This is a genomic window from Streptomyces longisporus, from assembly GCF_039532765.1.
GTDB classification, from domain to species: domain Bacteria; phylum Actinomycetota; class Actinomycetes; order Streptomycetales; family Streptomycetaceae; genus Streptomyces; species Streptomyces longisporus.
In genome coordinates this window covers 449,171-461,795 of sequence record NZ_BAAASG010000011.1, presented here as the reverse complement: position 1 = coordinate 461,795, position 12,625 = coordinate 449,171, and the positions used below count along the sequence as shown (strand labels likewise).

Genomic DNA, 12,625 nt, shown 5'->3' with positions numbered 1-12,625 from the left:
GGCCGGAGCCGTGGCGTCCCGGCCGCGGTCAGCCAGCCAGTCCCAACTCCCTTGCAATCAGCATCCGTTGGACCTCGCTGGTGCCCTCGCCGATCTCCAGGATCTTGGAGTCCCGCCACATACGGGCCACCGGGTACTCGTTCATGAAGCCGTAGCCGCCGTGGATCTGCGTGGCCTCGCGGGCGTTGTCGACGGCGACGGTGGAGGAGTGGAGCTTGGCGAGCGCGGCCTCCTTCTTGAAGGGGGCGCCGCTCACCAGCCGGGCGGCCGCGTCGCGCCAGGCAAGGCGGGCGGTGTGGGCCTTCATCTCCATGTCGGCGATCTTGAACTGGATGGCCTGGTTGGCGCCGATGGGACGGCCGAAGGCCTGGCGTTCCTTCGCGTACTTCACCGACTCGTCCACGCAGCCCTGGGCGAGCCCGGTCGCGAGGGCGGCGATGGCGATCCGGCCCTCGTCGAGGATGCGCAGGAACTGGGCGTAACCGCGGCCCTTCTCGCCCAGCAGGTTGGCGGCCGGGACGCGGACGTCGGAGAAGTGCAGCTCACGGGTGTCCGAGGCGTTCCAGCCGACCTTCGAGTACGGGGCCGCCACCGTGAAGCCAGGGGTGCCGGACGGGACGATGATCGAGGAGATCAGCGGTTTGCCGTCCGGCTTGCGGCCGGTCACCGCCGTCACCGTGACCAGGCCCGTGATGTCCGTACCCGAGTTGGTGATGAAGCACTTGGTGCCGTTGATCACCCATTCGTCCGTCTCCTCGTCCAGCCGGGCCGTCGTACGGGTGGCTCCGGCGTCGCTGCCGCCGTCCGGCTCCGTGAGGCCGAAGGCGCCCAGGATCTCGCCCGAGCACAGGCGGGGCAGCCACTGCTGCTTCTGCTCCTCGGTGCCGAAGAGATGGATCGGCATGGCGCCCAGGGAGACACCGGCCTCCAGGGTGATGGCCACGGACGAGTCCACGCGGGCCAGCTCCTCCAGCGCCACGCCCAGCGCCAGATAGTCGCCGCCCATGCCGCCGTACTCCTCGGGGAACGGCAGCCCGAACAGGCCCATGCGGCCCATCTCGCGGACGATCTCGTAGGGGAACTCGTGGTGCTCGTAGAACTCGCCGATCTTGGGCGCCACGACGTCGTGTGCGAACTCCTCGACGGTGCGGCGGAGTTCCTCCAGCTCGGGTGAGAGTCGGTAGTCCATGGCTGTGATCACTGCTCCTGGTGGGAGAGGGCTCGGACGGTGCGGGACGGGCTGGGTCGGCCCAGTTGTTCGGCCATCCACACGCTGGTGGCGACGAGGCGGCCGAGGTCGACTCCGGTGTCGATGCCGAGACCCTGAAGCATCCACACGAGGTCTTCGGTGGCGAGATTGCCGGTGGCGGACTTGGCGTACGGGCAGCCGCCGAGTCCGCCGGCGGAGGCGTCGACCGTGGTGACGCCGTACTGGAGGGCGGCCAGGGTGTTGGCGAGGGCCTGGCCGTAGGTGTCGTGGAAGTGGACGCCCACCTTCTCGACGGGGACGTCCAGGTCGGTCAGCAGGGCGCGTACATGGCCCGGTGTCGCGACCCCGATCGTGTCGCCGAGGCTCAGTTCGTCGCAGCCCATGTCCAGCAGGGCCCTGCAGACCCGGACCACCTGGGGGATCGGGACGGCTCCCTCCCAGGGGTCGCCGAAGCACATGGAGAGGTAGCCGCGGACATGGACCTGCTGGGACTTGGCGCGGGCCACCACCGGTTCGAACATGGCCAGCGCCTCGTCCACCGTGCGGTTGAGGTTGGCCTTGGCGAAGGACTCCGTGGCGCTGGCGAACACCGCGACGCGACCGGCGCCGAGCGCGAGGGCGCGGTCCAGGCCGCGTTCGTTCGGGACGAGGACCGGGAGGTCCACCGGGAGATCGCTGATCTGCGGGAACAGCTGCTCGGCGTCGGCGAGTTGGGGCACCCACTTGGGGTGGACGAAGCTCGTCGCCTCGATCGTGGTGAGCCCCGCGTCGGCCAGGCGGCGGACGAACTCGGCCTTCACCTCGGTCGGTACCGTCGACTTCTCGTTCTGCAGGCCGTCACGGGCGCCGACCTCGTGGATACGGACGCGGGCCGGCAGACCGGGAGCCGGTACGGCCATGGGCAGCGTCATTTCTCCTCCTCCGCCGGGTGCTCGACCGGTGTGATGACCGCGAGCACCTGGTCCATGGCGACCGTCGTGCCCGGGGTGACGTCCAGTTCGGCGACCGTGCCGGCGTGCGGAGCGGAGATGACGTGCTCCATCTTCATCGCCTCGACCACCAGCAGGCTCTGACCTGCGCTCACCTCGTCACCGACGGCGACCTTCACCACCGTGACCGTGCCGGGCATGGGGGCGGTGAGCGAGTCGGCGCCCGCATGCCGCGCACCCGTGAGGGACGCTGCCACCGGGTCGTGGTCGCGCACCTGCCAGGCGTCGCCGTCGCGGCCGATCCAGTCGGCGGCGCGGTGGAAGGTGTGACGGACGCCGTCGAGGGTGACGCAGACGGTGTCGTCGGTGAGGGCGTGGCTGCCGCGCGGCACGTACTCCACGGGATCCTGCACCCGCAGGTGGAAGCCGACGGGCCTCGGCGTCCCGCCCAGGCGCCAGCCGCTCGGCACGGAGAACGGGTCGGTCCAGCCCTCCCCGCGGGGCTCCAGGGCCGCCAGCCGTACGGCCGCGGCCGCCTCGTACACCTCCTCCGGTACGTCCGTGGAGACGAGGCCGTCCACCTCCCGCTCCACCAGGCCGGTGTCCAACTCGCCCGCGACGACGGCCGGATGGCCGAGCAGCCGCCGCAGGAACCCCGCGTTGGTCTGCACACCCAACGTCACCGTCTCCGCGAGGGCGGCCCGCAGCTTGCGGATGGCCGTCTGACGGTCCGGCCCGTACGCGATCACCTTGGACAGCATCGGGTCGTACAGCGAACCGACCTCCGTGCCCTCGCTGAGCCCGGAGTCGGTCCGGATGCCGTCGCCCTCGGGCTCGCGCAGCCGCAACACCGTGCCGCCGGAGGGGAGGAACCCGCGCGCGGGGTCTTCGGCACACACCCGGGCCTCGATCGCATGCCCGGTCAGCGTGATGTCGCCCTGCTTGTACGGCAGTTGCTCACCCGCCGCCACCCGCAGCTGCCACTCCACCAGATCGAGGCCGCCCGCGGCGCCAGCCGCAATGGATACGACCAGTTCGGTGACAGGGTGCTCCACCTGGAGCCGGGTGTTCATCTCCATGAAGTAGTACGAGGACGGGTCCCCGCCCGGCACGATGAACTCCACCGTGCCCGCGCCCCGGTACCCGCACGAGCGGGCCGCCTGGACCGCCGCCTCGCCCATCGCGGCCCGGGTCTCCTCGTCGAGGAGCACACTGGGCGCCTCCTCGATGATCTTCTGGTGTCGGCGCTGCAGCGAGCACTCGCGCTCGCCCAGGTGCACCACGTTCCCGTGGCCGTCCGCCAGCACCTGGATCTCGATGTGCCGGGGCCGGTCCACCCACCGCTCCACGAGGAGCGTGTCGTCGCCGAAGGAGGCGCGGGCCTCGCGGCGGGCGGCGCCGATCTCGTCCGCGAGCCGCTCCGCGTCCCGCACCAGCCGCATGCCCTTGCCGCCACCACCGGCCGACGGCTTCAGCAGCACCGGCATCCCGATCTCACGGGCGGCGTCGGCGAGTTGGTCATCGGAGAGCCCGCTGCCGCTGGAACCGGGAACGACCGGTACCCCGGCCGCCCGCACCGTCTCCTTGGCGCGGATCTTGTCGCCCATGAGGGAGATGGCCTCCGCGGGCGGCCCGATGAAGACCAGCCCGGCGTCGGCGCACGCGCGCGCGAAGCCGGCGTTCTCCGCGAGGAAGCCGTATCCGGGATGGACGGCCTGGGCGCCGGTGCGGGCGGCGGCCTCCAGCAGCCGCTCCACCGAGAGGTAGCTCTCGGCCGCGGGCGCCGGACCGATCCGTACCGCCGTGTCGGCCTCGCGGACATGCCGTGCGTCGGCGTCGGCGTCGGAGAAGACGGCCACCGAGCGCACGCCCAGCGAGCGGAGCGTACGGATCACGCGGACGGCGATCTCGCCCCGGTTGGCCACGAGCACTGTGTCGAACATGGGTCCCCTCCTCACATCCGGAAGACGCCGAACTGGGGCTCACCCAGCGGCGCGTTGGCACAGGCGGTCAGCGCGAGACCCAGCACCTGGCGGGTCTCCAGCGGGTCGATCACGCCGTCGTCCCAGAGGCGGGCGGTGGCGTAGTAGGCGTTGCCCTGGCGCTCGTACTGCTGCCGGATCGGCGCCTTGAAGGCCTCCTCGTCCTCCGCAGGCCACTCCTGGCCCTGGGCCTCCAGCTGGTCCCGCTTGACGGTCGCGAGGACGGAGGCGGCCTGCTCGCCGCCCATGACGGAGATCTTGGCGCCGGGCCACATCCACAGGAAGCGGGGGGAGTAGGCGCGGCCGCACATCGAGTAGTTGCCCGCGCCGTACGAGCCGCCGACCACGACCGTCAGCTTCGGGACGCGGGTGCAGGCCACGGCCGTCACCATCTTCGCGCCGTGCTTGGCGATGCCGCCCGCCTCGTAGTCCTTGCCGACCATGAAGCCGGAGATGTTCTGCAGGAACACCAGCGGGATGCCGCGCTGGTCGCACAGCTCGATGAAGTGGGCGCCCTTCTGGGCGGACTCGGAGAACAGGATGCCGTTGTTGGCCACGATCCCGACCGGGTGACCGTGGATCCGCGCGAAGCCGGTGACCAGGGTCTGCCCGAACTCGGCCTTGAACTCGGCGAAACGGGAGCCGTCGACCACGCGCGCGATGATCTCCCGGACGTCGTACGGAGTGCGGGGATCGACCGGCACCGCGCCGTACAGGCCGTACGGATCGACCTTGGGCTCCGCGGCCGCCGTGACCTCCCAGGGCAGCGGCCCGCGCGCGGGGAGCGTGGCGGCGATGTTCCGCACGATCCTGAGCGCGTGCGCGTCGTCCTCCGCCAGGTGGTCCGTCACACCGGAGACCCGGGAGTGCACCTCGCCGCCGCCCAGCTCCTCGGCGGTCACCACTTCACCGGTGGCGGCCTTCACCAGCGGCGGGCCGCCCAGGAAGATCGTCCCCTGGTTGCGGACGATGACCGCCTCGTCGCTCATGGCAGGGACATACGCCCCGCCCGCCGTGCACGACCCGAGCACCGCGGCGATCTGCGGAATCCCGGCCCCCGACATCCGCGCCTGGTTGTAGAAGATCCGCCCGAAGTGCTCACGGTCCGGGAAGACCTCGTCCTGCATGGGCAGGAAGGCGCCCCCGGAGTCGACCAGGTAGATGCACGGCAGCCGGTTCTCCAGGGCCACCTCCTGGGCGCGCAGATGCTTCTTCACCGTCATCGGGTAGTAGGTGCCGCCCTTGACGGTGGCGTCGTTGGCGACGACCACGCACTCGCGTCCGCTCACCCGACCGATGCCCGCGATGACCCCGGCGGCGGGTGCGGCCCCGTCGTACATCCCGTCGGCGGCCAGCGGCGCCAGCTCCAGGAAAGGCGAGCCCGGGTCGAGCAGCGTGTCCACCCGGTCCCTCGGCAGCAGCTTCCCGCGCGCGGTGTGCCTGGCCCGCGCCTTCTCGCCGCCGCCGAGCCGCGCCGCGGCCAGCTTGCCGCGCAGCTCCTCGACGAGCGCCCGGTGCGCCGCCTCATTGGCCCGCCAGGCCTCCGACGCGGGGTCTGCCGCGCTCGTCAGCTCCGGTGCCTCGTGCATCCTGCGGTCCCCTCACCCAGTGGTCGACTGTTAATGAGCGTTAACCATTTCCTTCAGGTTAACGACCGCTAACCTCCCTGTCTAGAATTACCTCCATGGCCACCAGAACCGACGCCCCCACCCGCCGCGAGCAGATCCTCAAGGAGGCCGCGCGGCTGTTCGCCGAGCGCGGTTTCCACGGGGTCGGAGTCGACGAGATAGGTGCCGCCGTCGGCATCAGCGGCCCCGGCCTCTACCGCCACTTCGCGGGCAAGGACGCGATGCTCGCGGAGCTGCTGGTGGGGATCAGCGGCCAGCTGCTGACCGGTGCCAAGCGGCGCCTGGCGGAGGCGGACGGGGGTCCCGCGGACGCGGTCCTCGACTCGCTCATCGAAGGGCACATCGACTTCGCGCTCGACGACCGCCCCCTGATCACCCTGCACGACCGCGAGCTGGACCGCCTCCGGGACAGCGACCGCAAACTCGTCCGGCAGCTGCAGCGGCAGTACGTCGAGCTGTGGGTGGAGGTGCTGCGCGAGGTCTATCCGGGCATCGCGGAACCCGCCGCCCGCTCCGCCGTGCACTCGGTCTTCGGCCTGCTGAACTCGACCCCGCACCTGGGCCGCCCCGGCTCATTGCCGGGCCGCGGGGCGACGGCGGAGCTGCTGCACCGGATGGCGCGGGGCGCCTTCGCGGCGGCCGGGGCGGAGTGACGAGCGTTACGGGATCACCTCTGGACGCCCCTCCTTACCCGCCGGTACCTTGGTGTTCTGAGCAAGCGCTTAGACATGGACCCAAGGACCAGGTGGAGGTGGCGGCGGTGCGCCGTACGGTGTTCAACGAGGACCACGAGGCGTTCCGGGAGACCCTGCGCGCCTTCATCGAGGCCGAGGTCGTCCCGGTCTACGACGAGTGGTTCGCCGCCGGCCAGGCGCCGCGCGACTTCTACTACAAGCTCGCCGAGCTCGGCATCTTCGGCATCCGCGTGGACGAGGAGTACGGCGGCGCCGGCATCGACTCGTACAAGTTCGAGGCCGTGATGTACGAGGAGACCGCGCGCGCGGGCGTGCAGTTCGGCGGCTCCGGTGTGCACGTGCTGCTCGGCCTGCCGTACATCAAGATGCTCGCCACCGACGAGCAGAAGAAGCGCTTCCTGCCGAAGTTCGTCTCCGGCGAGGAGATGTGGGCCCTCGCGATGACCGAGCCGGGCACCGGCTCCGACCTCGCGGGCATGAAGACCACCGCCAAGCTCTCCGAGGACGGCACGCACTACGTCCTCAACGGCGCCAAGACCTTCATCACCGGCGGCGTCCATGCCGACCGTGTGATCGTCTGCGCCCGCACCTCCGCGCCCACCGCCGAGGACCGCCGCTTCGGCATCTCCCTGTTCGCCGTGGACACCAAGTCCGAGGGCTACTCGATAGGCCGCAAGCTCGACAAGCTGGGCCTGAAGACCTCCGACACCGCCGAGCTGGCGTTCGTCGACGTCAAGGTCCCGGTCGAGGACCTGCTCGGCGAGGAGAACAAGGGCTTCTACTACCTGGGCCACAACCTGGCGTCCGAGCGCTGGGGCATCGCTTTCGGTGCCTATGCGCAGGCCAAGGCCGCCGTGCGGTTCGCCAAGGAGTACGTCCAGGAGCGCACCGTCTTCGGCAAGCCGGTCGCCGCCTTCCAGAACACCAAGTTCGAGCTGGCCGCCTGCCAGGCCGAGGTGGACGCCGCAGAGGCCGTCGCCGACCGCGCCCTCGAAGCCCTCGACGCCGGTGAGCTGACGCCCGCCGAGGCCGCCTCCGCCAAGCTGTTCTGCACCGAGGTCGCCCACCGCGTCATCGACCGCTGCCTCCAGCTGCACGGCGGCTACGGCTTCATGAACGAGTACCCGATCGCCCGCCTGTACGCGGACAACCGCGTCAACCGCATCTACGGTGGCACCAGCGAGATCATGAAGACGATCATCGCCAAGGACATGGGCCTGTAAGGCCCGGGAAACCCCGAGAAATCACTGGCGGGTACAACTGTCTGCCATGAGCCAGGCACTACAGGGTCTCCTCGATCTGCTCGACCTGGAGCAGATCGAGGAGAACATCTTCCGCGGCCAGTCCCGGTCCGCCGTCGTCCCCCGCGTCTTCGGCGGGCAGGTCGCGGCCCAGGCGCTGGTCGCCGCGGGGCGTACGGTCCCCGCGGACCGGCACGCCCACTCGCTGCACGCGTACTTCCTGCGTCCGGGCGACCCGGGCGCGCCGATCGTCTACCAGGTCGACCGCATCCGTGACGGCCGCTCCTTCACCACCCGCCGGGTGGTCGCCGTGCAGCACGGCAAACCGATCTTCCATCTGTCGGCCTCCTTCCAGACCGACGAGGACGGCCTCGACCACCAGACGCCGATGCCGGCGGCGCCCGACCCGGCCACGCTGCCCACCTCCCACGAGCGGCTGCGCGGCTACGGCCACCTCGACCCCGCGGTGGTGGAGAAGTTCCTGGAGGCGCGCGAGGCCGTCGATCTGCGCTACGTCGAGGAGCCGCCGTACGGGAAGTTCGGCGAGCCGCGCGAGCCGCACTCCCAGGTGTGGTTCCGCACCAACGGCAAGCTCGACGACGACCCGCTTCTGCACGTGGTCCTCGCCACCTACGTCTCCGACATGACCCTGCTCGACTCGGTGCTGCTCGCGCACGGCCGGGGCGGCTGGGCCGTCGGCGACGTGGTCGGCGCCTCGCTCGACCACGCCATGTGGTTCCACCGGCCCTTCCGCGCCGACGAATGGCTGCTCTACGACCAGGAGTCGCCGACCAGCCACGGCGGCCGCGGGCTCGGCCAGGCGCGGATCTACACGCAGGACGGGCAGCTGGCCATCTCGGTGATCCAGGAAGGGCTGGTCCGGGTCCCGCGCTGACGGGACCCCCGGACCGTCAGGACAGACCCGCCTCCGCCAGCAGATACGCCGTCATCGGGTCGTAGTGGCGCGGGCTCGGCACATGGTCGTCGAGCGGGACCGTCACCTGTACGGTGCCCTCGGCCTCGGCGAGGAAGAGCGCCGGGTCGTTGCAGTCGGCGTAGCCGACGGAGTCGACGCCGTGCTGGCCGGCGTACCCCGCCCAGCCGTGGTCGGCGACGACCAGGTCCGGCAGCGGGCGGCCCTCCTCCTCCAGTGCCGTGAGGACGGCCTTCATCGGCTCACCGGAATGCGTGTGCCACAGGGTGGCGCCGTGCTCCAGGACCGCCACGTCCGCGAGCTGCCACACATACCCCTCGTCGGTCTGCAGCCCCTCCGGGATCACCACGATCTCGCAGCCGGCCTGGCGCAGGGCGGCGGCCGTGGCGCGGTGCACGTCGAGCAGGCCGCCCGGGTGGCCGGTCGCGAACAGCACCCGCTGCTGTCCCTCGGCCGCCTTGCGCAGCCGGGCCGCCATCCGCTCCAGACCGCCCACCGTCAGCTCGGGGTCGATGGTGTCCTGGCCGTACCGGTACTCGGGGTCGTCGTTCACCCCGACCCGCTCCGCCATCACCGCGAGCACGTCCTGCTCGTCGGTCCACCGGTCGCCGAGTTCCAGTCCGAGCCAGTAGTTGCGGACGCCGTTCGCGAGCTGTCGGTAGTGGGAGAGGTTGTTCTCGCGCGGGGTGGCGACATCGCCCGCGATGCGGGTCTTCACGAGATGCGCGAGGAGCTCGGCGCGGCTGGGTGTCCCGGGTATCGGCATGAATCCCATTGTGAGGCAGCCGACTGTGCGATTCCCTGGCGTCCGCCGCGCTGGGACGCGCGTCACGTACTCGGCGACATGGGCCTGCGCTCCCAGGGGCGCGGGGAACTGCGCGACCAGCCACAACGGTGCCGCAGACGAGGGACAACACCGCGGCCCGACCAGCGGAGCTCACTGCCGCCGCAGCGCGAACCACAGCTCCATGCGTACGTCCGGGTCGTCCAGGTCCGTGTCGAGGAGGGCGGCGCAGCGGGTGATCCGCTGGCGGACCGTGTTGCGGTGCACGGACAGGGCGACGGCCGTGCGGTCCCAACTGCCGTGCAGGGAGAGCCAGGTGCGCAGGGTCTCGGTCAGCGCGGGGGTGCCCGCGATCGGGGCGAGGAGCGTACGGGCGTGCGTCGCGGCCTCCTCGGACGGCACCAGGTCGGCGAGGCCCGCCCGGTCGCCGTGCCGGACCAGGGCGGTACGGGTGGCGCGGGCGCGGGCCAGCGCGCGGGCGGCCTGGGTGTCGGCGGACGGCCACCCGGCCGGGGTCGAGGCGGCGCTGACGCCCAGCGTCCAGCCCGGCTGTGCGGCCGGTTCGCGGTCGGCGGGCACCAGGACCCGTACGACGTCGTCCGCCAGGTCCACCAGCGGCGAGCCGAGGGACGCGCCCAGCGCCGAGGCGGCCACCGGGTCGGGCGCCTGGGCGTCCGGTCGTGCGTGCACCACAAGCCAGGGGCCGGGCCCGAGGAGGGCGGCCACCTCGGCCGGCGGCGTCCCCAGCAGCAGCCGCACCAGCGCGGACGACCGTGCCGCCCCCGTGCCGCTCTGGTGCTCGCCGGTGAGCAGTGAGAGCAGGACGGCGGCGACGGAGGCGATGGTGTGGTCGCCCGGGTCCCGCTGCGGGGCGGCCACCCCGAGCACGAAGCCCTGTCCGGCGCCGAGGGCGTAGGCGGCGAGGTGGGTGCCGGCGGCCGTGTCGGTGGCGGAGGTGGGCGTCCCCGGACCGGAGGGGTGCACCACCTGCGCGAGCCGGGCCAGCGCCTCCCGGGCACCGGTCTTCGCCGGGCGCCCCGCGGAGGCGATCTCCGTCCCCTCCGGCCCGTACAGCACCGCCCGGCCGCCCAGCCGCTGGGCCAGCTGCCGCAGCACCGACGGCACCGGGTCAGGGCGGGAGGCCGCCGCCGCGAGGCTCTGCTGGGCCTCCGTGACCCGGCGCAGCTCGGCGAGCCGGGCCTGGGCCATCAGCTGCCAGACGGCGCGGGCGATCCCGGAGAACGTGGTCTGGGGAGGGACCTCGACGAGCGGCAGCTCGTGCGCGTCGCACGCCGCCACCAGGGCGCGCGGCACCGAGTCGTGCACGGGAGCCAGACCGAAGCCGAGGGCCGCGCCGCCCGCCGCGACGATCCTCGCCACGTAGTCGTCGAAGTACGTGCCGGAGCCGGCGGCCTCCGGGACATGGACCCCCGCCGTCAGCAGCAGCTCCCCGCCCAGCAGATACGGGTACGGGTCGGCCATCTCCGAGGTGTGCGCCCAGTGGATGACGATTCCGGGATCGTCCGGCCCGGCGATCTGCCGCAGGGCCAGGTCCTCGCGGGCCAGGAGTGCCGAAAGAGGCACGGGCGGCGTGGGTGGCGTGGCGGGAACCGCGGGGTCCGGCATGGTGTGCGCTTCCTCCACCTCGTACGGCTCGAATGGATGAAACGTACACTTCGCAGTCGCTTTTCAGCCACCTAGTGTCAGTGCTCATCACCCGCCGGCGAGACCGAGCGAAGGAGGGCCCCGTGGCCATCGACTACACAGTGATCGTCGTCTATCTGGCCGGAATGCTGGCCATGGGCTGGTGGGGCATGCGCCGCGCCAGGTCGAAGAGCGAGTTCCTGGTCGCGGGGCGCCGCCTCGGGCCCGCCATGTACTCGGGCACCATGGCCGCGATCGTCCTCGGCGGCGCGTCCACCATCGGCGGCGTCGGCCTCGGCTACCAGTACGGCCTCTCCGGCGCCTGGATGGTCTTCACCATCGGCCTCGGACTGCTCGCCCTGTCCGTCTTCTTCTCCGCCCGCATCGCCCGGCTGAAGGTCTACACCGTCTCCGAGATGCTGGACCTGAGGTACGGCGGCCGCGCGGGCGTCATCTCCGGTGTGGTCATGTGGGCGTACACCCTCATGCTCGCGGTGACCTCCACCATCGCGTACGCCACGATCTTCGACGTCCTCTTCGACATGAACCGCACCGTCGCGATCGTCCTCGGCGGCTCGATCGTCGTCGCGTACTCGACGCTCGGCGGCATGTGGTCGATCACGCTCACCGACATGGTGCAGTTCGTGGTCAAGACGATCGGCGTGCTGCTGCTCCTGCTGCCCATCGCGGTCGTCAAGGCCGGCGGGTTCTCCCAGATGAAGGCCAAGCTGCCCACCGAGTACTTCGACCCGCTGGGCATCGGCGGCGAGACGATCTTCACCTATGTCCTGATCTACACGTTCGGCATGCTCATCGGGCAGGACATCTGGCAGCGCGTCTTCACCGCCCGCAGCGACACGACGGCGAAGTGGGGTGGCACGGTCGCGGGTACCTACTGTCTGGCGTACGCCCTCGCCGGCGCCGTCATCGGCACGGCCGCCAAGGTGCTGTACCCGAAGCTGGGCAGCCCGGACGACGCCTTCGCGACCATCGTCAAGGACGAACTCCCGGTCGGTGTCCGGGGGTTGGTGCTGGCCGCGGCCCTGGCCGCCGTGATGTCGACCTCGTCCGGCGCACTGATCGCCTGCGCGACCGTGGCCAACAACGACATCTGGTCGCGGCTGCGGGGAGCCGTACGCAGATCCGAGGGCGAGCACGACGAGGTGAAGGGCAACCGCGCCTTCATCCTGATCATGGGCCTCGCGGTGATCGGCACCGCGATCGCGCTCAACAACGTCGTCGAGGCGCTCACGGTGGCGTACAACCTGCTGGTCGGCGGGCTCCTCGTGCCCATCCTCGGCGGGCTGCTGTGGAAGCGCGGCACTGTACAGGGCGCCCTCGCCTCGGTGATCGTCGGCGGCCTCGCGGTCATCGGCCTGATGGCCGGCTACGGCATCCTCGCCAACGAGCCCGTTTACTACGGTCTTCTGTCGTCCCTCGTCGCATATGTGGCGGTCTCCCTGGGGACGAAGCCCACGGACGAGGTTGTCCTCGCCACCTGGCGCGAGCGCCTCGCGGGACGGTCCTCCGAACTCGCGTCCGAACCGGTCCCGGCTCCCCAGTAGAGTCGTACGAGAA

Annotated in this window: 10 protein-coding genes; 4 read left to right on the top strand and 6 right to left on the bottom strand. The window is 71.2% G+C overall.

All coding sequences use genetic code 11. The annotated features are described in order from the left end of the window. Nucleotides 1–28 precede the first annotated feature (28 nt). Genes ABD355_RS24525 through ABD355_RS24510 form a run of 4 tightly spaced genes read right to left on the bottom strand, consistent with a single transcriptional unit; the run spans nucleotide 29 to nucleotide 5,710 of the window. A complete protein-coding gene (locus ABD355_RS24525) occupies nucleotides 29–1,189 on the bottom strand; it encodes an acyl-CoA dehydrogenase family protein (protein WP_344402755.1) in 1,161 nt (386 codons plus the stop codon). A gap of 8 nt (nucleotides 1,190–1,197) precedes the next feature. After that, a complete protein-coding gene (locus tag ABD355_RS24520) occupies nucleotides 1,198–2,121 on the bottom strand; it encodes a hydroxymethylglutaryl-CoA lyase (protein ID WP_344402754.1) in 924 nt (307 codons plus the stop codon). Beyond that, nucleotides 2,118–4,082, bottom strand: coding sequence for an acetyl/propionyl/methylcrotonyl-CoA carboxylase subunit alpha (locus ABD355_RS24515; RefSeq protein ID WP_344402753.1), 1,965 nt, complete (start codon nucleotides 4,080–4,082; stop codon nucleotides 2,118–2,120). The genes ABD355_RS24520 and ABD355_RS24515 overlap by 4 nt, the downstream gene beginning before the upstream one ends. Nucleotides 4,083–4,093: 11 nt before the next feature. Beyond that, the gene (locus ABD355_RS24510) at nucleotides 4,094–5,710 is read right to left on the bottom strand and encodes a carboxyl transferase domain-containing protein (RefSeq protein ID WP_344402752.1); all 1,617 of its coding nucleotides are present in this window, start codon (nucleotides 5,708–5,710) and stop codon (nucleotides 4,094–4,096) included. A gap of 95 nt (nucleotides 5,711–5,805) precedes the next feature. Between ABD355_RS24510 and ABD355_RS24505 the strand changes: the two genes are divergently transcribed. The 3 genes from ABD355_RS24505 to tesB all read left to right on the top strand — a co-directional run bounded on the left by ABD355_RS24505 (nucleotide 5,806) and on the right by tesB (nucleotide 8,580). Further along, the gene (locus ABD355_RS24505; RefSeq protein ID WP_266955508.1) at nucleotides 5,806–6,402 is read left to right on the top strand and encodes an SACE_7040 family transcriptional regulator; all 597 of its coding nucleotides are present in this window, start codon (nucleotides 5,806–5,808) and stop codon (nucleotides 6,400–6,402) included. Between the two features lie 107 nt (nucleotides 6,403–6,509). Next, nucleotides 6,510–7,667, top strand: a complete 1,158-nt coding sequence (locus ABD355_RS24500) for an acyl-CoA dehydrogenase family protein (RefSeq protein WP_344402751.1) — start codon at nucleotides 6,510–6,512, stop codon at nucleotides 7,665–7,667. Between the two features lie 46 nt (nucleotides 7,668–7,713). Then, entirely contained in the window at nucleotides 7,714–8,580 is an 867-nt protein-coding gene (gene tesB / locus ABD355_RS24495) for an acyl-CoA thioesterase II (RefSeq protein WP_344402750.1), read from the top strand. Between the two features lie 16 nt (nucleotides 8,581–8,596). Here the strand turns inward: tesB and ABD355_RS24490 are convergent, their stop codons facing one another. Continuing rightward, complete coding sequence (locus tag ABD355_RS24490) at nucleotides 8,597–9,385, bottom strand: phosphatase (protein WP_344402748.1); 789 nt, start codon at nucleotides 9,383–9,385, stop codon at nucleotides 8,597–8,599. Between the two features lie 171 nt (nucleotides 9,386–9,556). Beyond that, nucleotides 9,557–11,029, bottom strand: a complete 1,473-nt coding sequence (locus tag ABD355_RS24485; protein WP_344402747.1) for a PucR family transcriptional regulator — start codon at nucleotides 11,027–11,029, stop codon at nucleotides 9,557–9,559. A 122-nt stretch (nucleotides 11,030–11,151) separates the two neighbouring features. Here ABD355_RS24485 and ABD355_RS24480 point away from each other — a divergent pair, with 122 nt between their 5' ends. Next, entirely contained in the window at nucleotides 11,152–12,612 is a 1,461-nt protein-coding gene (locus ABD355_RS24480; RefSeq protein WP_344402745.1) for a sodium:solute symporter family protein, read from the top strand. The last annotated feature ends 13 nt before the right edge of the window (nucleotides 12,613–12,625 follow it).